Source organism: Brevundimonas diminuta (assembly GCF_039673845.1).
Classification (GTDB): domain Bacteria; phylum Pseudomonadota; class Alphaproteobacteria; order Caulobacterales; family Caulobacteraceae; genus Brevundimonas; species Brevundimonas diminuta_E.
Genome location: NZ_JBDJMK010000013.1, coordinates 32,389 through 53,835 on the forward strand (window position 1 = coordinate 32,389; position 21,447 = coordinate 53,835).

The 21,447-nt window shown below is 66.3% G+C and carries 21 protein-coding genes; 6 read left to right on the plus strand and 15 right to left on the minus strand.

Features of this window, described 5'->3' with window-relative positions:
• Positions 1-2: 2 nt before the first annotated feature.
• From ABE454_RS14670 to ABE454_RS14700, 7 genes are all read right to left on the minus strand, one after another.
• On the minus strand, positions 3-1,616 hold the full coding sequence (locus ABE454_RS14670; protein ID WP_346532818.1) for a CpaF family protein: 1,614 nt from the start codon (positions 1,614-1,616) through the stop codon (positions 3-5).
• Positions 1,617-1,619: 3 nt separating this feature from the next.
• Positions 1,620-3,131 (minus strand): AAA family ATPase, encoded by a 1,512-nt coding sequence (locus ABE454_RS14675; RefSeq protein WP_430826464.1) that lies wholly within the window; start codon positions 3,129-3,131, stop codon positions 1,620-1,622.
• Positions 3,128-3,802: a CpaD family pilus assembly protein gene (locus tag ABE454_RS14680; RefSeq protein ID WP_346532822.1), complete on the minus strand. Its 675-nt coding sequence runs from the start codon at positions 3,800-3,802 to the stop codon at positions 3,128-3,130. The genes ABE454_RS14675 and ABE454_RS14680 overlap by 4 nt, the downstream gene beginning before the upstream one ends.
• A 5-nt stretch (positions 3,803-3,807) precedes the next feature.
• Entirely contained in the window at positions 3,808-5,352 is a 1,545-nt protein-coding gene (locus ABE454_RS14685; protein WP_346532824.1) for a type II and III secretion system protein family protein, read from the minus strand.
• Positions 5,353-5,375: 23 nt separating this feature from the next.
• A complete protein-coding gene (gene cpaB / locus ABE454_RS14690; RefSeq protein ID WP_346532826.1) occupies positions 5,376-6,299 on the minus strand; it encodes a Flp pilus assembly protein CpaB in 924 nt (307 codons plus the stop codon).
• A gap of 117 nt (positions 6,300-6,416) precedes the next feature.
• Positions 6,417-6,926 (minus strand): A24 family peptidase, encoded by a 510-nt coding sequence (locus tag ABE454_RS14695; protein ID WP_346532828.1) that lies wholly within the window; start codon positions 6,924-6,926, stop codon positions 6,417-6,419.
• A 95-nt stretch (positions 6,927-7,021) separates the two neighbouring features.
• Entirely contained in the window at positions 7,022-7,204 is a 183-nt protein-coding gene (locus ABE454_RS14700; protein WP_346532830.1) for a Flp family type IVb pilin, read from the minus strand.
• Positions 7,205-7,499: 295 nt separating this feature from the next.
• Between ABE454_RS14700 and ABE454_RS14705 the strand changes: the two genes are divergently transcribed.
• Genes ABE454_RS14705 through ABE454_RS14715 form a run of 3 tightly spaced genes read left to right on the plus strand, consistent with a single transcriptional unit; the run spans position 7,500 to position 8,988 of the window.
• Positions 7,500-7,892: a pilus assembly protein N-terminal domain-containing protein gene (locus tag ABE454_RS14705; RefSeq protein WP_346532833.1), complete on the plus strand. Its 393-nt coding sequence runs from the start codon at positions 7,500-7,502 to the stop codon at positions 7,890-7,892.
• Complete coding sequence (locus tag ABE454_RS14710; RefSeq protein ID WP_346532835.1) at positions 7,844-8,431, plus strand: TadE/TadG family type IV pilus assembly protein; 588 nt, start codon at positions 7,844-7,846, stop codon at positions 8,429-8,431. Before ABE454_RS14705 ends, ABE454_RS14710 begins: the two co-directional genes overlap by 49 nt.
• A complete protein-coding gene (locus tag ABE454_RS14715; protein WP_346532837.1) occupies positions 8,431-8,988 on the plus strand; it encodes a TadE/TadG family type IV pilus assembly protein in 558 nt (185 codons plus the stop codon). Before ABE454_RS14710 ends, ABE454_RS14715 begins: the two co-directional genes overlap by 1 nt.
• Here ABE454_RS14715 and ABE454_RS14720 read toward each other — a convergent pair.
• The 8 genes from ABE454_RS14720 to ABE454_RS14755 form a co-directional block, all read right to left on the minus strand.
• The gene (locus ABE454_RS14720; protein WP_430826492.1) at positions 8,937-10,061 is read right to left on the minus strand and encodes a chorismate-binding protein; all 1,125 of its coding nucleotides are present in this window, start codon (positions 10,059-10,061) and stop codon (positions 8,937-8,939) included. The genes ABE454_RS14715 and ABE454_RS14720 overlap by 52 nt on opposite strands.
• 248 nt (positions 10,062-10,309) lie before the next feature.
• A complete protein-coding gene (locus ABE454_RS14725; RefSeq protein ID WP_346532840.1) occupies positions 10,310-11,086 on the minus strand; it encodes a tyrosine-protein phosphatase in 777 nt (258 codons plus the stop codon).
• A 42-nt stretch (positions 11,087-11,128) separates the two neighbouring features.
• A complete protein-coding gene (locus tag ABE454_RS14730) occupies positions 11,129-11,458 on the minus strand; it encodes a winged helix-turn-helix domain-containing protein (protein WP_346532842.1) in 330 nt (109 codons plus the stop codon).
• Between the two features lies 1 nt (position 11,459).
• Entirely contained in the window at positions 11,460-12,086 is a 627-nt protein-coding gene (locus ABE454_RS14735) for a hypothetical protein (RefSeq protein ID WP_346532844.1), read from the minus strand.
• Between the two features lie 278 nt (positions 12,087-12,364).
• Positions 12,365-13,810, minus strand: a complete 1,446-nt coding sequence (locus tag ABE454_RS14740; RefSeq protein WP_346532846.1) for an AMP nucleosidase — start codon at positions 13,808-13,810, stop codon at positions 12,365-12,367.
• A gap of 75 nt (positions 13,811-13,885) precedes the next feature.
• A complete protein-coding gene (locus tag ABE454_RS14745; RefSeq protein WP_346532848.1) occupies positions 13,886-14,536 on the minus strand; it encodes an alpha/beta hydrolase in 651 nt (216 codons plus the stop codon).
• A gap of 60 nt (positions 14,537-14,596) precedes the next feature.
• Positions 14,597-16,702, minus strand: coding sequence for a S9 family peptidase (locus tag ABE454_RS14750; protein ID WP_346532850.1), 2,106 nt, complete (start codon positions 16,700-16,702; stop codon positions 14,597-14,599).
• Between the two features lie 88 nt (positions 16,703-16,790).
• Positions 16,791-18,887, minus strand: a complete 2,097-nt coding sequence (locus ABE454_RS14755; RefSeq protein ID WP_346532852.1) for a S9 family peptidase — start codon at positions 18,885-18,887, stop codon at positions 16,791-16,793.
• 69 nt (positions 18,888-18,956) lie between these two features.
• Between ABE454_RS14755 and ABE454_RS14760 the strand changes: the two genes are divergently transcribed.
• From ABE454_RS14760 to amgK, 3 genes are read left to right on the plus strand one after another with little or no spacing between them, the layout of a single operon-like run.
• On the plus strand, positions 18,957-19,835 hold the full coding sequence (locus ABE454_RS14760) for a 1-acyl-sn-glycerol-3-phosphate acyltransferase (RefSeq protein ID WP_346532854.1): 879 nt from the start codon (positions 18,957-18,959) through the stop codon (positions 19,833-19,835).
• 10 nt (positions 19,836-19,845) lie between these two features.
• A complete protein-coding gene (gene tsaE, locus ABE454_RS14765; protein ID WP_346532856.1) occupies positions 19,846-20,307 on the plus strand; it encodes a tRNA (adenosine(37)-N6)-threonylcarbamoyltransferase complex ATPase subunit type 1 TsaE in 462 nt (153 codons plus the stop codon).
• Complete coding sequence (gene amgK / locus ABE454_RS14770) at positions 20,300-21,388, plus strand: N-acetylmuramate/N-acetylglucosamine kinase AmgK (RefSeq protein ID WP_346532858.1); 1,089 nt, start codon at positions 20,300-20,302, stop codon at positions 21,386-21,388. Before tsaE ends, amgK begins: the two co-directional genes overlap by 8 nt.
• The last annotated feature ends 59 nt before the right edge of the window (positions 21,389-21,447 follow it).

Here is a 21,447-nt window from a genome sequence, read left to right on the forward strand (position 1 = left end):
CCCTACTCCGCCGCGTCCAGGGCCTCGGCCAGTTCCCGCTCCAGCCCGTAATAGCGGGCGCGGTCCCAGAAGCGCGGGCGGGCGATGCCGGTCGAGCGGTGGCGGCCGGTGATGCGGCCATCCGCATCCTCGCCGGTGATCTCATAGACGAACAGGTCCTGGGTCACGATGACATCGCCTTCCAGCCCCACCACCTCGGTGATGTGGGTGATGCGGCGCGAACCGTCGCGCAGGCGGGCGGCCTGAACGATGACGTCGATCGAGCCGACGATCATCTCGCGAATGGTCTTGGACGGCAGGCCGTAGCCGCCCATGGTGATCATCGATTCCATCCGGCTGATGGCTTCACGCGGGCTGTTGGCGTGCAGCGTGCCCATCGAACCATCGTGGCCGGTATTCATGGCCTGCAACAGGTCGAAGGCCTCAGGGCCGCGCACCTCGCCCACGATGATGCGTTCGGGGCGCATCCGCAGACAGTTCTTTACCAGATCGCGCATGGTGATCTGGCCCTGCCCCTCAAGGTTCGGTGGCCGGGTTTCAAGGCGCACCACGTGCGGCTGCTGCAGCTGAAGTTCGGCGGCGTCTTCGCAGGTGATGACGCGCTCGGTCGGGTCGATGAAGGCCGTCAGGGTGTTCAGCAGGGTGGTCTTGCCCGACCCCGTCCCGCCCGAGATGACCAGATTGCATCGCGAGGCGCCGATGACGCCCAGAACCCGCGCGCATTCCGGACTGACGGAGTCATACTCCACCAGATTGCGCATCGTCAGCTTGTCTTTCTTGAACTTCCGGATCGTCAGCGTCGGCCCATCGATGGCCAGAGGCGGGGCGATGACGTTGACACGGCTGCCGTCGGGCAGACGGGCGTCGCAGATGGGGCTGGCTTCATCGACGCGGCGGCCGACCTGGGAAACGATCCGCTGGCAGATGTTCATCAGCTGGGCGTTGTCGCGGAAACGCACATTGGTCAGCTGCACCTTGCCGCCGACCTCGATGAAGACGCGTCCTGCGCCATTGACCATGATGTCGGCGATGTCGTCGCGCGACAGAAGGGGTTCCAGCGGCCCATAACCGAGGACGTCGTTCAGGATGTCCTGAACCAGATGTTCCTGCTCGGCCACCGACATGGAGACGTTCTTGATCGCCACCAGTTCGGCGACGATGTCGCGGATTTCCTCGGACGCCGTCTTCTGATCCAGCTGCGCCAGCTGGGCCAGATCGATGGTGTTCATCAGGGCGTTGAAGATGGTCGTCTTCGTCGCGTGGTAATAGTCGCTCTGCTCGCGCACGATTTCAGCGACGGCCTGCGCCTTTTTCAGCTGCTCCAGCCCGGCCGTGGCGCGAGGCCCCGAAGCGGCGGACGGCGGCGCCGCCTGCGGCTTGCGTCCGGACAGCCCGTCCAGCGCATCCAGCCGGTCGCTGCGCGGCGTCGCCGCAGACGGAACGGTTGGCGGCGCGACGACCGGCGGCGGCGCCAGCGGATCAAGATCTTCGGCCGAGAAGCCGTCGACAGGTTCAGGCGCGCGGCGACGCGGCGCCTCGGCCACATCCGCGCCCGCCGCAACCGGCCGGGGGGCGACGGACACCTGCCCCGGCTGCGCTGTCCGCTTGCCGAACATCCGCTAGGACTTCCTGCCGAACAGGGAGCCGAGCAGAGAGCCGCCCCCCGCCTTCGCCGTCGATCTGACCCGCGCTGCGCCGCGCGCGGGGGCGGCGGGCAGTTCGCGGCGCGTCACGATCTGCGCCAGAGTCTCGAACGCCTCTGAGGTCTTCGTCTTCGCAGCGGATTCGACGATCATCTGGCCGTTATTGGCCGCCGCGCCGAACACCTTGGCGTCGAAGGGAATGGTCAGGCTGGGGTGAACCCCCAGGGCCGCGCCGAAATCCTTGGCCGGTATTTCAGGCCGTCCGGGCATCCCGACCTGGTTCAGCACCAGACGCGGCGGGGCGTCGTTGGGCCGCCCCTGTTTGATCAGGTCGATCATGTTCTTGGCGTTGCGCAGCGAAGCCAGATCAGGCGTCGCCACCACCACCACCTCATCCGCGGCGATCAGCGCCCGTCGCATCCAGCCGGACCACAGATGCGGCAGGTCCAGCACCACAAAGGGCGCCGTCGAACGGATGCGGTTGGTGACTTCCTCAAAGGCCTCGGCGCCGATGTCCCAGTCCGTCTCGAGCGTGGCGGGCGCCGCGAACAGGCTCAGCTTATCGGTGCAGCGGACCATCATCCGGTCCAGCAGGGTGGCGTCCAGACGATCCGGGCGGCTCAGGGCGTCCGCCACGCCGTTCAGTGGATCCTGATTGAAGTCCAGCCCCGCCGTGCCGAACGGCAGGTCATAATCGACGATGACGGTGTTGACGCCGATCCGCTCGCTCATCGCATAGGCGGTGTTGTGCGCTACGGCCGAGGCGCCTGCCCCGCCGCGAGCGCCGACAAAGGCGATGGTCCGGCCGACGAAAGGCTGGCTGGGATCGGAGAACAGACCGCCGATGGCCGCGATCAACTGCAGCGGCTGAACCGGCGCCACCAGATATTCGCTGACGCCCCGGCGCATCAGTTCGCGGAACAGCAGGATGTCGTTGGTGGCGCCGATGATGACGACCTTGGTGCCGGAATCGCAGACCTCGGCCAGTTGGTCGATCTCGGACAGCAGGTCCTGCGGCGCCTTCAGGCTTTCAACGATGATCAGCGGCGGCGTCGGCTCGGCCTGATAGGCCTCGATGGCCGCCTGCACCCCGCCCAGCCGGATCTGGGTCGTGGCGCGCGTCATGCGACGGTCCTGCCCCGCGCGCTCGGCCGCGTCGGCCGTGTCCTGACGCTCAGCGAAAATATGCACGCCGATGCGCGGGATGGACACCTCGACAAAGGCCGGGCCCCCGGTCGTCAGGGCCGCCGCCGTTTCCAGCGCTGGCATACTCGCCGCGGGAGGCGGCGCCGTTACCATTGGCGCAGGCGTGTCAACCGCCGGCCGGCGCACGTCCTGCATCAAATTCAGCGGATCGAAAGCCTCTCCTGTGACTGGCGCCGAGGTCAATCCATGCGTTCCACCCAAATCCATGAACTCATCATCGAGATCATAGCCGTCCAGAGGGTCGACCGCCTGAGAAGGAAAAGGCTTGGGCGCGGTAGTCATTGCACGGCCTGAGAGATCTTGGCTCGAGCAATCAGCGGCTCGCGCTGAGACGAAACCTGAGCGCCCTCGCGGTATTTATCGAAGACAACCGTGCGCCGGTTCATGTCCGACGGGTCCATGGCGCGCGGCGCGATGATGTCGCGAGGATTGGCGATCTGTGCGGCCAGGTTGGCATTCACCGCGCAGCCGAAATTGGAGGCCGACTGATTGTCTCCGGTCCGTCCCAGATTACCCCATTGCGTCCCGCATTGCGGGACGACAGCGCGGACCGTCTCGAACCCGGCCAGAACCGGCGCACGCGGATCTGGCGCATCATAACCCGCCAGTTGAACGCGATCACTCGGCACGCCAGCCGCCTCAAGCGCCGCCCGGATGTTCCATGCCGTACGGGTCGCCGCAGGGTCACCGCCTGCAGGCGCCTCGATCACCAGCATCGGCGCGCCCTCTATGGCGAAGCGGCCGATCAGAGCATCCAGCGCCGCGTGCTGATTAGGCGACAGGCCCGTCTCGTGAACAGCCAGAGCGATGCGGTCCAGACCTGGTTCAACCTGAAGGGCGAACCGCGACGTCGGCGTCAAGGGCGGCTCACCGCCCAAACTGGCAGGTCCGCCGACGCAACCGCTCAACGCAAAACCAAGGACAAGAACAGAGATGGAAGCAGTTCGGATCATGGCGCTCACTCGATCACATAGCCGACGGGACCGCGCCAACCGGCGCCTGCCTGAACGGTCGGTGCGGGCGATCCATAGACCTGGTTCAACTGGCCGAAGAAAATAGTCTGTGCGTCATGCGCGATACGCAGCCCATCGGCTGGCGTCTGCATCCGGTCCGGCGACGTCGGCGTGACGATATAGGGCTCGACGATAACCACCAGTTCCGTCTCACCCATCAGATAGTCGCGTGAGCGGAACAGTTGCCCCAGCACCGGCAAGTTGGTCATCCCCGGCAGGGCGTCCACGCTCTGGCGCGTCGATTCCTGCAACAGGCCCGCGATCATCATCGACCCGCCCGAGGGCAGCTCAATCGTATTCTCGCTGCGTCGCACATTCAGACCCGGCAGGGTGATGGAGGACGGCGTTCCCGCGCCAATGGTCAAGCCGCCCTGCGGCGTCAGTTCGGAGACCTCGACCTTAACCTGCAGGCTGATACGCCCCTCGGACAGGACGACCGGCCTGAACGACAGACCGACACCATATGGCTTATATTCGACCGTGATTTGTCCTTCACGGTCGCGGCCGGTCGGGACCGGGAATTCACCACCGGCCAGGAAGCTGGAAGCCTCTCCGTTGACCGAAGTCAGGTTCGGTTCGGCCAGCATTCGCACCAGACCCACACGCTCAAAAGCCTTGAGCATGGCCTGACCCTTGTTCAGGCCATCAGAACCAGGCCCAGTGCTGGACTGGGCCGTATCCCAGTTGGAAGGATCGCCCGGGCTGCCGTCGACGGTCACAGGGCACAGCGAACCGTCTGGCCATGGCGGACCACAGGGCATCTGCATCTGAAAGTTCTTTGTCGTGTCACGTGTGATGCCGCCTGTAATGCCGCCCAGCAGCGACCCGTTGACGCCCCAGGTCGCACTGTTCCCTAGAAGCCATTGCGTATTACCGACTCGACCGATCACGGCCTGAGTGTCGAACCCCAGTTGCTTGATGGCGCTGCGCTGAACCTCGACCACGCGAACCTTCAGCGTCACCTGATCCGATCCGGCGACGGCGATCATGTTCATGACCTTTTCCGGCCCGCTGACGAAGGCGCGCGCCACCTGTGCGGCGCGATCCGCCTCGACCGGACTGGCGGCGACCCCGGTCAGGATAATGCTGTCATTGACGGCCTCAGCCCGCAAATTGGATCCGGGCGCGACACGACTCAGCGTGTCCTGAAGCGCGCTGACCCCCGCATCAACACGGACCCGCAGCGCCAGGATGGTGCGTCCGGCAGCGTCCAGAAAGACAGCATCTGTTTCGCCGCCTGCCAGGCCGATCATAGTGATCCGCCGGGGCGAGTGCAGCATGGCCTCCGCCACCGTTGGATTGGAGACGATGACGTCACGCGCATCCGCAGGCAGGTCGATCGCAAAGGACGAGCCGCGCGGCAAGTTGACCATCTGCGGCGCTGATCCAGCGGTGATGGAGGCCCGCGTCTGCGCCCACGCCCCGCCAGACGCCGCAAAGCCGCCCAAGGCGATCATGACGGCGCACGCAGCGGCAGAGAAACGTTTCATGCCGGATCGTTCCATCGCTGTTCTCATGGCGTCGTCACCGTCTCGACCTGCCCCTCGCGATAGATGCGCACCGTCGAACCGCCGGCAGCCGCCGGTCCGCGCATCGTGCCCGGCACATGGCCCGACGGTCCGGCCGTATCGGCATACGATCGCAACACCAGCGACAGGTCCCCCTCCGAACGCGCCAGGGCCAAAACCTCAGCGTCCCGCCCCGTAACAGCCAGAGTCGCCGTGGCGCCGACAACGGCCTGCTCATCGGCGGCTGCCCGGGTGCTCTGATCGATAGCCAGGACCTTGACGTTTCGCATGACCGTGGCCGTGGCGTATCGCGGGCCGCTGACATCGGTCGAGTTAGACTTGATCTCACGGGTCAACAGCACATCGACGCGGTCGCCGGGCAAGATGAACCCCCCCGCCGCCGTCTCGACTGTCACGCTGATGGCCATGGCCCTCATGCCCGGCTCCAGATAGGCCGCCATATAGCCGCTGTCGCCCGCCCGCACGATCTTGCGCGCCACCAAAGGTTCTCCGGCCAGGATGGGTTCGCGCACGACCGCGCCGATATAGTCCGACTTGGCGCCCGCAGTATTGATTTCCGTAACGGCCTTCACGGCCTTTTCGACGACACCGCTCTTGTCGGCGTCCACCGCTTCGTTTTCAGCGGCAGCACCTTCTGCCGGTACCGGCGTCGTTGCGCCCTCAGTGATAAAAAGAGGATTCAGTTCGTCGAGCGGCCAGTCTTTCCAACTCAGATCGGCCTCGACCAAACGGCGGCCCGGCTCCAGGTCGCGGGCGGCCACAAGAACCTTGGCCATGGAACGGGTCTCGACGGCGGCGGATGTCGCTGTATCCGGCGCTCCGGAAGACCCCATGGCGCGCACGACCAACGCCAGCCCGATGGCCGCGAGGGCTGCAACGCAGATGACGGCGATCTTGGCGGGCTTCATGGACGGTCTCCGGCGAGCGCAACGGAAACCCTATCCAGCCGCCACTTGCCATTAACCATTCTGCCGGAGCGAGGTTAACGCGTCCCTAAGCGGGACAGTCCTTAGCGAACAACGTCATCAACCGGCGATGAAGGCCGCCATCAGTGGGCTGGACGGATAAGCGAGCAAGGCGCCGATGGCGATCGCAACGCCGTAGGGAATGTCGCCTTTCGGCTGCATCAAGCGCACGACCCAGCCGGGCCCGGTCTGGGCGAAAAACGGCAGATGACTGCGCGCCGTCATCAGCATCAGGCAGAAGCCGCCGCCAGCAATTGCCGTATAAAGAACAAAGGGCAGACCTGCGGACGCTCCCATCCACAACATGGACGCCGCCAGAAGCTTGGCGTCACCTCCGCCGATCCAGTTCATCGCAAACATGCCCATGCCGACCAATAGCGCAGCCACGGCGAGCCCAGTCGAAACCCCGACGTCGCCCAGCGGCAGCCCCATCATGAAAGCGGCAGGAAAAAAGCTGATGATCAGCAGACCTGAAATCCAGTTCGGGATTTTCATGGTCACGACATCATGCAGAGCAGCCACAACGGCGAAAACAGGCAGAAGCATCAAAGCCAGAGACAGGTCTTTCATGCACGCGTTTCCAATTCTGTGCGCAGCCTATTCAGCGAGTTTACAAACTCGAAAATATGGGGACCAACGGCTGAAACCGCTGGTCCCCATAAACCTTACTTAGCCGTATTGGCCTTATCCAGCTCGGTCGAAACCTTCGTGAAGGTGTTCTTCAGGCTGCCGCTCATCGTGCCTACGACACCAATAATCGCAACAGCGATCAGAGCGGCGATCAGGCCATACTCAATAGCCGTAGCACCGGATTCGTCTTTGGCGAAGCGAGTAACAAAGTTACGCATCTGCTGTCTTCCTTCTGTATAAATAACGAGCATTGAAACCCATCATCAGGGTCGTCGGTTATGCCCTCTTGACCCCCGTTTGCATGAAGACAATGCGCCGACACGCCTTAAGAGCAGGTAAAATATCACCCCCATCGACAATTATTGATGGTTACTTGCCCGTTTACCTAATTCAGTCACTCAATATGCCTCGGCGTCGAATTTCAGATTTTCTTGACCTTTAAGCGTCAGCATTACGGTTAAGCGCCACGCGCACATTTCAACCGAAGCCTGGGCCTTGTGAAGGAAACCTGCCATGCGCCTATCCCACGTCATCGCCGGCCTCAGCCTGGCAACGACGCTGACCGCAGGCGCATCGGCACAGGCGCAACAGGCTCCTCTCGACGTGCCGATCAACCAAGCGACCCAGGTGCAATTGCGCGCCCCCGCCGGATCGGTCATCGTGGCCAATCCCCGGATCGCGGATGTGGCCGTCACCGACGCGCGCACCCTGTTTATAACCGGCAAGAGCTACGGGCTGACGGAAATCATCGCGGTCGACGCTTTGGGGCGCCCGCTGTTCCGGCGCCAGGTCATGGTCAGCCCCGGCGAGACTGGCTCCGTGCGCGTCTGGCGCGGCGGCGAAGCAGTCGATGTTGCGTGCGGGACCCGCTGCGCTCCGGCTGGTCGCGGCGCTACAGCGCCCTGATCTTCATGCGCTATGGGTCGGACCTGATACGCAACCTCTCTTCCAGGCGCCGCCGGGAAGGCTCCACGGCGGTTGAGTTCGCCCTGGTGGCCCTGCCCTTTTTCCTGTTGCTTTTCGGCATACTGGAAATCGGCATGATGCTGCTGGTCGACGCCTTATTGGAAACCGCAGCGTCGAACACCAGCCGCCAGATCCGCACCGGCCAGGCTCAGACCAAACAGCTCAAGCCCGAAGACATTAAGGCGCATCTATGCGCCAATATGAGCGTTTTCTCTGGCGAGTGCTCCCGCCGCGCCTACGTTGACATCCGCGTCCTCGACGACTTCACCAGCAAGCCGAAGGACGATCCCATGGAATCAGGCGTCCTCGATCCCGACGCTCTCGAATACCAACCCGGCGCCCCGCGCGAACGGGTTCTGGTGCGCATCTGGTATGAGCATGCCATCCACACGCCCTTCATCGCTCAGGCTGTGTCTCGCACCAAGGATGGGCGCGTGATGCTGACGACCGCCCTTGCGTTCCGTAACGAGCCTTACTGATGCGAGACAAGCGCCTGACGGATATGCCGAAACAGTTGCTGCGTGATCAGAGAGGCGTCTCTGCAATTGAGTTCGCCTTGATCGCACCAATGATGATCCTGATCTATTTAGGACTGGTCGTGTTCAGCCAGGCCTATATGGCCGAGCGTCGAGCAAGCCATGTCGCCTCTATCGTGGCCGACCTGATCGCGCAGTCAGACGGCACGTCGAAAAAGGATCTCGACAGCGCCTTCTGGGTCGGTGACATCATCATGCAGCCCTTCGCCGTGAACCGCCTGTCCATCCGCGTGTCCAGCGTGACTGTCGATTCCCGCGGAGTCGCTACGGTCCAGTGGAGTCGAGCCAACGGACGGAACATGGCGCCGCGCGAACTCAGATCACGCGTCGACGCCCTGCCCCCGGATCTGATTTCCGATGGAGAGACGCTGATCCTGGGCGAAACCGAATACCGCTATCAGTTGTTGATCCCCAGCGCCCTGGACAAGGACATCACCTTCCGTCGACGTTATTTTCTTCTGCCGCGTTCAGAAAAGCAGATCGTCTGCCCCGACTGCTGATCCGCACCGATCATAGCCTCCCTGAGCGCCCGGAACTTAGCCTCGGTCTCCAGCCGTTCGGCGCGGGGGTCGCTGTCGGCGACGATGCCTGCGCCGGCCTGTGCGCGCCATCGCCAGCCGTATTCGTCCTGCTCGAACGCCGCGGTGCGGATCAGAACGGAAGCCGTCAGCCGCGGCTGCGCGCCCAGCCCCCAGCCGAACAGGGAGCCGCACCACGGACCGCGCGGCGGCTCATGGCCCGCGATCACCTTCATCGCCTGATGCTTGGGCGCGCCGGTGATCGAGCCGGGCGGGAAGGCGGCCTCCAGAACCTCGGCCGGGCCTACACCCTGCGCCGCCACAGCCGCCACCGTCGAGACCAGGTGATGCACCGTCGGATGGCGCTCCAGTTCCAGCAGGCGCTCGACCTTGACCGACCCGGGCTGCGCCGCCCGCGCCAGATCGTTGCGCATCAGATCGACGATCATCAGGTTCTCGGCCCGGTCCTTGGCGCTGGCGGCCAGTTCGGCGGCCAGCGCAGCATCGCGCGCCGGATCGGCGTGCCGCGCGCGCGTGCCCTTGATCGGCCGCGTCTCGATCCGGCCGCTGTCGGCGTCAAAGAACAGGAACAGTTCGGGCGAGTTCGACACCAGCGCCCGCTCGCCCAGCCGCCAGAAGGCGCCGTAAGCCGCGCCCCGCCCGGCTGACAATCTCAGAAAGACCTCGAAAGGATCGCGCCCGGCTGACAGACGCCCGGCCCATGCGCGCGCGATGTTGGCCTGAAACAGTTCCCCCGCCGCGATGCGGGCGACCACATCCGCCACCGCCGCCTCATAGGCCGCGCCCGCGCCTTCCTCGATCACGCGATCGCATGGGGGCGAGGGCGTCTCAACTGCGACCGCCGTTTCCAGCCACGCGGCCGCGCGTCGGGCTTCACGGCGCGCAGCATCGGCGTCGCCTCCGCGCCCGATCGCCTGCACCGCCTGCTCGTGATGATCAAAGGCCAGAATGGCGGGATAGCGGGCCAGCATCAGGTCCGGCCAGTCGCCGCCGCGCTCGCCCGTCGCGGGACGCGCGCCGGCGTCATAGCTCATCAGGCCGACCACGCCGCCGCCTGCAAAATCAGGCTCGCGCAGGCGCTGAAACAAGGCGCCGTCCTCGGCCCGCCCGACATGGATCTGATCCGGCTCGCAGGCCACGAAGGACCAGCGCCCGCCGTGCGCCTGTGGATCGCCCGCCCCCGCCAGCAGGGCCAGCGCCCCCGCGCGCCGGTTCAGGCCCGCCGCCGTCGCCAGAGGATCACGCCACGGATGCGCCTCGGCACAGAGCGCGGGCAGTCCGCTCACGGCGCCAGTCGGGCCCGGATACGGTCGGCCAGCGGCCCCTCCACGCCCAGCACGCGCTCCAGATAGCCGTCGACCGAGCCGCTGTGCGCGCGGATGGCGCTGAAAGCCTCGTCCAGATAGGCAGCCTCGACGCCGAGAAAGGCGACAACCGCCCCATGCGACGCCGTGCGCCCCGTCATCGCCGTCAGCCTGCTCGCCATTTCCTCGGCCCGTTCTTCCAGCCTGACCGCCGCATTGGTGGCCAGATAGTCCGCCATCAGATCATCATGGGCGACGCCCAGCAGGCTGTGGGTCAGCGCCGCCAGCAGGCCGGTGCGGTCCTTGCCCGCCGCACAGTGGATCAGCACCGGCCCCTCAGCGTCCGCCAGCAGGCGGAAGTAGCGGCCGAACAGATCGACATGGGCCGCCTCGAACGGCAGACGGCGATAGGTCTCGGTCATGAAGGCGCGGCCCGACGCCTCGGTCAGGTCGGCGGTCTTCAGAAAGGTCAGGTGCGGCGCCTCGCCGCCGTCATCATGGTCGCTTTCGATCAGCGTCCCGGCCCATCCGGCAGGGCGTCGCGAGGGCTGGGCCCTACGCTCGCTGGGGCGGCGCAGATCGACCACCGCCGCCAGCTTCAGCGCATCCAGTTGCGCCACATCCGCATCCGTCGCCCTCGCTTGATGCGCGGCGCGATAAAGCCGCCCACGCGCCAGCTGGCGGCCGTCCACGGCGTAACCGCCATAGTCGCGGAAGTTGTCGATAGCCTCGAACGGCGGAAGACGGTCGCTCATGACCCTCTTCCTTAGCCTGTTCCACGCCGGACGCCAGTGCGGCTAACGCCCCGCCACCAGAGCCGACATGGCGTCCAGATAGGCGAGGAAGGCGTCGCGCCCCGCCTCGGTCATGTTGGCCCGCGTCAGGGGTTTGCGGCCCTGAAAACTCTTGGACACGGCGACGAAGCCCGCCTCCTCCAGCTTGCGCAAATGCACCGACAGATTGCCGTCCGTCGCCTGCAGACGGGCCTTGAGCTCGCCGAACTCGGCGCTCTCGACGCTGGATAAGCAGGCCATGATCCCCAGACGCATCCGGCCGTGGATCACCTCGTCGATGCGGCCGATGTCGAAATCCTCGACCGCATCCGGGGCCGGTTCTGCTGCGGTCATGTCAGACGGTCTCCGCCGGTTCCTGACGCATCAAGATCAGACCCGGAACGAGGGCGAAGAGAAACAGGCCCGCGGCATAACCCAGCCACATCGCTGGACTGCCGATCAGAAAGGCGATCAGCGGCGTAGCGATCCAGCATCCGATCGCCAGATACCACTGCCACCTCTGCCCGCTCATCGTCGCCGAAACGGACCAGCCCACGCCATAAAGGGCGAAGATCAGCGACGGAAAGACGGCGGCCACAGCATTGCTCTGGGTCTTCCAGCCGATCACGCCCATCGCCAGGGACATGACGAAGATGCCAAGGCCGGCGCCCATCCAGCCTGCACCGGCGGCGCGATTACCCGCCGACTGCGCGCCCGGCTTGCCCGCACATCGCCGCGTCTCAACGATCAGGGCGCCGAAGAAAATCAGCATGGCCGCGCCCCACAGAACCAGATAGGCGACCGGCGCCATATCGATCAGCCCACTGTTGATGGCGTAGTGGATCAGGGCCGCAACGCCGAACACCAGTCCTGCGGTCACAAGGATGCGTCCGCCCACCAGAGGCGCCTGCCGCCCCTCCTGAGCGAGGGCCTTCATATAGGCGATGTCGTCGTGAACGGATTGAACCTGATCGCGGGTCATGGCGTCTCTCCCTGCCTGTGAGGCAAAAGGTGAGCCAAGAACTTTGTGTTGTAAAGTTCTTTCTTAGGCACAAGCACAAGACCTCACCCTCCCCGTCCCGGGGAGGGTGATTGAGCCAGCAAGAGCGAAACCGGATGGGGGCGGCCTGGCTATTCAGGCGCGCCCTAATCACCTAGCCCCCCCCCCACCCGGTCGCTACGCGACCACCCTCCCCGGGGCGGGGAGGGAGAAATCGCGCTCAAGCAGGGAGCCGCCGCGCGGCGAGCGATAGCGCCCTCTTAACGGAAAGGCGGCTCGTCGAAGGCGCGCAGTTTGCGCGAGTGCAGGCGATTGCCTTCGGCCCGCAGCAGGTCCACCGCCTGAATGCCGATCTGCAGGTGCTCCGAGATCGAGCCTTCATAGAAGCGGTTGGCCTGACCCGGCAGCTTGATCTCGCCGTGCAGCGGCTTGTCGGACACGCACAGCAGCGTCCCGTAGGGCACCCGGAAACGATACCCTTGGGCGGCGATGGTGGCGCTTTCCATGTCGATGGCGACGGCGCGGCTCTGGTTGAAGCGCAGGGCCGACTTGGAATAGCGCAGCTCCCAGTTGCGGTCGTCTGTGGTGACGACGGTGCCGGTGCGCAGGCGCTTCTTCACCTCTTCGCCTGGCGCGCCCGAGACCAGCTTGGTCGCGTCATAGAGGGCGCGCTGCACCTCGGCGATGTTCGGAATGGGGATGTCGGCGGGCAGGACGGCGTCCAGCACATGGTCGTCGCGCAGATAGGCGTGGGCCAGCACATAGTCGCCGATGGTCTGGCTGCCGCGCAGGCCGCCGCAGTGGCCGATCATCATCCAGGCGTGCGGCCGCATGACCGCCAGGTGGTCGCAGATCGTCTTGGCGTTGGATGGGCCGACGCCGATGTTGACCAGGGTGATGCCCTGACCGTCCGGCCGCGTCAGGTGATAGGCGGGCATCTGATGCTTGCGCCAGGCGGCGTCCATGATGGCCGCCTCCGGGTCGTCGGTGGCGCGCGTCACCACCACGCCCCCGGCGCAGGACAGGCTCTCATACGGGCTGTCGGGATCGGCGATCTCGGCCGTGGCCCAGCGCACGAACTCGTCGACATAGCGGTTGTAGTTGGTGAACAGGATGAAGCTCTGCACGTCCTCGACCGGCGTGCCGGTGTAGTGCCGCAGCCGCGCCAGCGAGAAATCGGTGCGCAGGGCGTCGAACTGGGCCAGCGGGTGCTCTTCGCCCGGCTCCCACAGGCCGTCGGAGACTTCATCGCCGATGTGGGCCAGTTCCGTCGTCGGGAACCAGCGGGCGATGGCCGCCGTCATGGTGCGGTCCAGCACCACGTCTGAGCCGTCCAGCACATAGGGGAAGGGGATTTCCTGATCCGACGGCTCGACCCTGAAATCGGCGTCGTATTCGTTGGCCAGCAGGGTCAGCTGCTCCAGCAGATAGGTGCGGAACAGGTCCGGGCGAGTGATCGTCGTCGTATAGACGCCGGGCCAGGACAGGCGCCCATAGGCGCGGGTCTCAAGGTTCTGGGGGCGGTCGCCATACCAGGTCACCGTCAGGCGGGGATAGGCGAACAGGCCTTCCGCGCGCGCCTCGGGCTCGGCGCGCTCGCCGGTCGCCAGGAAGGTCTTTACGGCCTGGCGCAGATTGGCGACGGATTGATTGTAGAGGGCTTCGAGGCGGTCCAGCGCCGCCTGGGGGGTCATCTTCTCTGTCATGACTTCCCCTAGCGGAAAAACGTGACCATGGCGAGACAGCCACGCTGAGCTGAAATGACAGTTGAGCGCCCGCGCCTAGCCCAGCGCCGCCTGCAGGAAGGCGACGGCGCCCGCCAGATCGCCGCCATCCCCACGCCAGACAGGCGCAGCATCGGCGCCTGCCGCATAGGCGGACGGATCTGTGAAGGTCGCATCGGGTCTGTCCGGCGCGCCCAGCGCCGCCGCCGCGCGCACCGCGCCGGATGCGCCCGCCGCCGCCAGATAGCGACGGTCCAGCGCCAGCATCAGGGCTGCGCGACCGCCTTCGCCCATGCCCAGAACGCCGATGCGCGCCGCATCGCCGTCCAGATCATGCGCTCGCTTTGAGAGCCATGCGACGGCCGTCGCCGCATCACCGATGAAAGCTGGAAAAGCGCTTCCCGGCGCCGCCCGCCGGTCGGTCAGAGCGACGATGAAGCCGCGCTCCGACAGATCGCGCGCGGTCCGCTCGTCTTCGGCCGCAGGCGCGCCATCGGGCAGGAGGACGAGGATCGGCGCCCCCTGCGCCCTTGCCGGCCGATAAAGGCGCAGCGTCTGCCGCGGATCCGGCCCATAGGCGGCGCGCGCCCTGCGCCACCCGGGCGGCCCCAGCGGGGCGGGCGTCAACAGGCCCTCGCCCATGATCGGCGCACAGGCCGCCGTCGCCACAGTCGCCAACAGCGGCACCAGAAGGCCTCGTCGCGTCATTGCCTCTCCCAAAACAAAGAGGCGCGGTCCCGGTGAACCGCGCCCCCTGATCCGCCTGTCTTACCTGGCCAGATATTTGTCCAGCCAGCCGAAGACCTCATTGTGCCATTGCAGGCTGTTGGCGGGTTTCAGCACCCAGTGGTTCTCGTCCGGGAAGAAGACCAGACGGCTGTCGATGCCCTTGCGCTGCAGGGCGGTGAAGGTCGACAGGCCCTGCGAGGTCGGGATGCGGAAATCCAGGTCGCCCTGAACCACCAGCATCGGCGTCTTCCAGTTCTGAACGTGGTTGGCCGGGTTGAACTTCTGATAGCCCTCGGGATTTTCCCACGGCGTGCCGCCGTATTCCCACTCGGTGAACCACAGTTCCTCGGTGCCGTAGCCCATGCCGAAGGTGTCGAAAACGCCGTCATGGTTGACCAGACATTTGAAGGCGTTGCTCCAGTTGCCGGCGATCCAGTTGATCATATAGCCGCCGTAGGAGGCGCCCAGCGCGCAGGCGTTGTTCCCGTCAAGGAAGCTGTATTTCTGTTGGGCGAAGGCCCAGCCCTTCTGCAGGTCTTCCAGCGGGCGGTCGCCCCAGTGCTGACTGATGGCATCGGTGAATTCCTGGCCGTATCCGGTCGAGCCGTGGAAATCGATCATCACCACCGCATAGCCGGCGCCCGCATAGGTTTCAGGGTTCCAGCGATAGGACCAGCTGTTGCCGAACGACCCCTGCGGCCCGCCGTGGATCAGGAAGGCGACCGGATATTTGCGACCCTCGACATAGTCGGCAGGCTTGATGACATAGCCGTGGACCGTCTCATTGTTCCAGCCGGGGAAGCTGAACTGCTCGGCCTCGCCGAAGGCCTTGTTCGCCAATTGCGGGTTCACATTGGTCAGGCGACGCGGCATTTCGCGGCCGCGCCAGGTCTTGAAGAACAGGTCGCTGGGCGATGTCAGGGTGTCGACCGCCATGACGAAGCCCGAGGGCGTCTGGGCGAAGGCGCCGACGTGGCCTTCGCCGGTCAACGGCGTCACCACCCCGTTGCGCGCATCGATGGCGAACAGGCGGGTCTGACCGACGTCGCCCGCCGTGGTGTAGAGGGTGTTCCCGTCCTTCGACCATTGCAGGGTGTCGGCCGAGCGGTCCCAGTTGGCCGCGATCTGGCGCGTCTGGCCAGTGGCGACATCGCGCAGGAAGATCGAATATTTGTCCGCCTCAAAACCCGGGCGGGCCATGGCGCGGTAGGCCAGAGTCTGGCCGTCCGGCGAGAAGACCGGGCCGGTGTCCCAGGCCGGGTTGGCCTCGGTCAGATTGGTCAGCTGACCCGGCGCCGAGACGGCGACGCTGTAGAGGTCGAAGTTGGTGCTCCACGGCTCGCTGTTCCCGGCCTTGCGCGCCGAGAAGACCAGCGACTGGCCGTCGGGGGCGAAGGTGAACTCGCTCTCGTCGCCGAACGGCTTGGAGGGCGTATCGCCGTCGAAGCCTTTCGTGACCCAGACCGGCTCGCCGCCCGCCCTGCCGTCGGCGCCGATCGACTGCACGAACAGGTGGTTCTGGGTGTGGTCGCTCCACGTATCCCAGTGACGCACGAACATGCGGTCATAGACCTGACCCGTCGATTTCACGTCGCCGGCGGCCTTGGCCCGCGTAACCGAGGCGTTCAGGTCCGCCGCGTCGGGATAGACGGCCAGCGATACGGCGACCGCATCGCCCGCCTCATTGATGCGATAGGCGTTGACGTCGGTCGGCAGGGCCGTGACCTGCGTCGCCGTCGCGCCCTTGTCGGCCGAAACCCAGACCTGGCTCGAACCCGAACGGCTGGAGAGGAAATACAGCTTGCCGTCGGCGCCCCAGCGGGCGGTGTTGGCGCCGCCTTCGGAAATGGCCAGCTTCTGCGGCTGCGCCTCGCCCTTCAAGCTCAGGATGTAGAGGGCGCTGGAGCGCTTGTTGGCCGCCACATCGGTCTGGGTCAGCGAATAGACCACCCACTCCCCGTCCGGCGACACCTGCGGATCGCCCAGCCGGTTGGCCGAGATCATGTCCTGATAGGTGAAGGCGTTCGACGCCGCAGGCGCGACGGCGGCGGGCGCCGCCGCCCCCTCTGCCACAGCAGGCAGAGCCGTGGCGGTCAGAAGGGCGGCGGCGCTGAGGCCGGACAGAAGATGGGGCAGACGGCGCATTCGGCGCTCCTCATGCGTGATGTGAAATCCGCCCGAAGGCGTAACACCGCCATGCGCCGCCCGCAAAGTCTCCTGTTTCAGGCCCGGTTCAGCGCTCTTCCTTCGTCCAGTCCGCCGTCCAGTCCAGGATCTCCTGCTGCCAGTTGACCCAGGTCTGGGGCTTCAGCACCCAGTGGTTCTCGTCCGGCACATGGACGAAGCGGCTGGGGATGTTCAGCCGCTGCAGGGCCGAGAAGGTCGCCAGCCCCTGCTCCATCGGCACGCGGAAGTCCTTCGAGCCGTGCAGCACCAGCATCGGCTTCTTCCAGTCGCCGACATAGGTTTCGGGGTTGTGGACGTCATAGACGGCCTTGCGGTCCCAGCTGGGTCCGCCGAACTCATGGATGAAGGTCGACATGTCCATGGCGTTCATCAACTGCGGCACATCGAACACGCCCGCATGGTTGACCAGGCAGCGCCACGGCTCGTTCCACTTGCCCGCGATCATATTGACCATATAGCCGCCGTAGGAGGCGCCCAGCGCACAGGCCCGCTCTGCGTCGATCCACGGATTGGCCGCCAGCGCCGCCTGCCAGCCCTTCTGCAGGTCTTCCAGCGGGCGATCGCCCCAGTGGTCGTTGATGGCGTCGGTGAAGGCCTGACCGTAGCCGGGCGAGCCGTGGAAGTTGACCATTACCACCGCATAGCCCGCCGCCGTATAGGTCTGCGGATTCCAGCGATAGGACCAGCCCTCGGTCCAGGGCGACTTGGGCCCGCCGTGGATCAGATAGATGGCCGGATATTTGCGGCCCTCGACATAGCCCGCGGGCTTGAACACCCAGCCGTGCGCCGTCTCATTGTTCCAGCCGGGGAAGCGGATTTCCTCGGGACGCGGCAGGTCGATGCGGGCGATCAGCTCGGCGTTGTGCTGGGTCGCCTGACGAGCAGGCTGGCCGTTTTTCGCGATGAAGATCTGCGTCGGGGCGGTGAAGCTCTCATGCGCATAGGCCAGCACGCCGCCGACCTCGTCGAACTCATTGACGGCGCCGATGTCGGTCAGGGCCTTCACCGCGCCGGTGCGGGCGTCGATCTCGAACAGGCGGTTCTGGCCTTCATCAGCGGCGGTGACATAGAGCGCCCGACCGTCCGAACGCCACGTCAGCCCGCCGGGACCGCGATCCCAGTTCGTCAGCTGGCGCGCATTGGCGCCGTTGGCGTCTGCCACCATGACCACAGCCTGATCGCCGCCGACGTTTTCACGCGGGGCGGCCAGCCAGGCCAGGCGCCGTCCATCCGGCGACAGGGCGGGCGTATTGTCCGGCCCGGTGTTGCCCTCGGTCAGGTTGACGGCCGCGCCGCCGTCCAGATTCAGGCGATACAGGTCGCTGTTGTTGGTGAAGGGCGCGCGGTCGCCCTGCAGCCGCGTCGCATAGATCAGGGTGCGCCCGTCGCGCGACATCGTCAGGCCGCCTTCGCCGACGCCGATGTCCGCATCCAGCCCGGGCGTCAGGTCGCGCGGCTGGCCCTCAGCCAGACCCGAACCGTTCAGCGGCTGCAGGAAGATGTGGCTCTGGCGCCCGTCCGACCAGTGATCGAAGACGCGCAGCGGATAACGGTCATAGACCTGCTGGCCTGACTTGGCCCGCTCGGCCAGCCGGTCGCGGGTGCATTCCAGCGTCTCACAGTCGCGATAGATCGAGACGCCCAGGATCAACGCCTTGCCATCCGGCGTGAAGCGGAAGCCGGACGCCGAGGTCGGCAGGGTCGTCACCTGAACCGCCGCCATGCCGTCACGATCGGCGCGCCACACCTGATTGGAGCCGCCGCGCGCGGACATGAAATAGATCGACTGCCCGTCCGGCGCCCAGCGCGCGCCCGAGACGCCGCCCTCCGAGATCGCCAGCCGACGCGGCGCCGCGGCGCCGTCAACATCGGCCATCCACAGGCCGGTCTGGGTCTTGTTGCCGTTCCAGTCGGTCGTCGTCACGGCGTAGATGACCCGGCGGCCGTCCGGCGAGACGCGCGGATCGCCGACCCGCTCCATCGTCGCCAGATCCTTCAGACCCAGCCGGTCAGACGGCTGGGACGCGGGAGCGGGAGCAGCCGCAACGGGCGCCTGCTGCGCCATCACCGGCGTCGCCGCAAGGCCGCCTGCCAGCAGCATCATCTGAACGGCCGCCGCCGTCATCCAGTGTGACCGGGTCATTACGCTTAACTCTCCGAAACCATTGTCAGGCGTCCTGCATAGGGGGCCGTTCCAGCTTAGCCAAGCCGGATGGCGCTTGCCCGCCGCCGCCGCCTCGGCGACAAGCAGACGATGAGTCCGGCTCCGCACATTGTCGACGTCCTGATCGCCGAGCGCGCGCCCCGGTTGACGAAATCGGCCGCATGGCCGCTGGTCCGGCCCGCCCTCTACGGCCTGCTCGACTACGCCAAGGCGCGGCGCATGGCTGACGCCATCGGCCCGATGGGCGGGCGACAGGCGCTGGACTACGTTTCCGACCTGCTGGAACTGACGGTGCGGACGGCGCATCTGGACCGCCTGCCTTCATCCGGCCGCTGTCTGGTGGTCTGCAACCATCCGACCGGCATCGCCGACGGCCTGGCCGTGCATGACGCCCTGCGCACGGTGCGCGACGACCTGATCTATTTCGCCAACGCCGACGCCTTGCGCGTCTCGCCGCGCCTGTCGGAGACCGTCGTCCCCGTCGAATGGGTCACGGCCAAGCGCACGCGCGAGAAGACCCGCGCCACTCTTCAGGCCGCCAAGGAAGCGTTCGAGGCCGAACGCTGCGTCGTCATGTTCCCCGCCGGGCGTCTGGCCCGCGTCGGCCCGGACGGCCTGTTGACCGATCCCGAATGGGCCGCCACCGCCGCTTCGCTGGCCCGCAAATATGAGGCGCCGGTGATCCCGATCCACGTCTCTGGTCCGACCAGCCGCCTGTTCCACCTGTTCGACAAGGTGTCGCAGGAACTGCGCGACATCACCCTCTTCCACGAACTGCTGAACAAGAAGGGCCGCGCCTTCGACCTGATCGTCGGCCGCCCCATCCCGCCGCTAGCCCTGGACGTCGACGCCCAGGCCGCCACCCTGAAACTGAAAACCTTCATCGAGCGGACGCTGGCCGCCGATCCGAACGCGACCTTCGCCTGATGACCTCAGCATGATGACTTTCGACCTTCCCGACGCCGACGCCACCACCCGCCTCGGCGAAGCCATCGCCCCCCTGCTGGAACCGGGCGAATCCCTCCTGCTCTACGGCCCGCTGGGCATGGGCAAGTCGACGCTGGCGCGCGGTCTGATCCGCGCCCTGACGCGCCCCGACGAGGACGTGCCGTCGCCGACCTTCACCCTGGTCCAGTTCTACGAGAGCGACCCGCCCATCGCCCATTTCGACCTCTATCGCCTCAGCCGTCCTGAAGAAGCCTTCGAAGTCGGGCTGGACGAGGCGCTGGACGAAGGCTGCGCCCTGATCGAATGGCCCGAACGGCTGGGCGACGACCCCAGCCGGATGCTCGGCCCTGACCGGCTGACGATCACCATCTCCGAGGACGGCGAGGGCCGCCTTGCGACCGTTTCCGGCGCAGGTTCGTGGGAAGCCAAACTGAAGGAACTGCATGTCTGACCGCGAAGCCCTCCGTCTCGATTTTCTGCGCTCGGCCGGTCTGGCCGGGGCCATCCGCGCGCCCCTGCCCGGCGACGCCTCGACGCGGCGTTATGAGCGGCTGACCACCCCGTCCGGCGCATCCCTGATGCTGATGGATCAGCCCCCCGCCGCCGAGAGCCCGCCCTGCGATCCGTCGTGGACGCCGGAACAGCGCCACGCCCACGGCTGGAACGCCGTCGCTCGCCTGTCGGCCGGTCGCATCGAGGCCTTCGCCGCCGTCGCCGCCCATCTGAAGTCGCTCGGCCTGTCCGCGCCCGAGATCATCGCTGTCGACGCCCCCAATGGTCTGGCCGTGATCGAGGATTTCGGCGACGCCCTGTTCGCCCGCGTCATCGAGGACGGCGCCGACCCCGCCCCCCTCTATCGCGCCGCCGTCGAGGCTCTGGCTGTCCTGCACGCCGCCCCGACGCCCGAGGCGCTGACCGGCGCAGCAGGCGACTGGCCCCTGCTGACCTATGACCAGACGGCGCTGCAGGGCGGCGTCGACCTGTTCGTCGACTGGCTGCCCAAACTGATCCCGACCCTCAGCTTCGACGAGGCCGCCATCGCCGAGTGGCGCGCAGCCTGGGCGCCGATCACGGCGGCGGGCGAGGCGGGCGCAACCGTCATGGCCCACCGCGACTATCACGCCGAGAACCTGATCCGGCTGGACGGCAAAACCGGCGCCGCCTCGGTCGGGATGATCGACTTTCAGGACGCGGTGAAGGCCCACCCGTCGTGGGATCTGCATTCCCTGCTGCAGGACGCCCGCCGTGACGTAGCGCCCGAGCTGGAGGCGCTGGCGCTCGACCACTACTTCGCCCTCCGCCCCGAGACCGACCGCGAGGCCTTCATGGCCGCCTACGCCGGCCTGGCCGCCCTGAACGAGGCGCGCATTCTGGGGATCTTCGCCCGCCTGATCGCCCGCGACGGCAAGCCCCGCTACGCCGCCTTCATGCCCCGGATGTGGGCGCACCTGAACGCTAATCTGCAGGCGCCGGGCCTCGAAGCCGTCGCCGCCTGGATGAACCGCCACGTGCCGGAGGATGTGCGTCGATGAAGGCCGCCTGCCGCTTCCTTCTCCCTTTGGGGGAGAAGGTGGGCCGCCTAGCGGCTCGG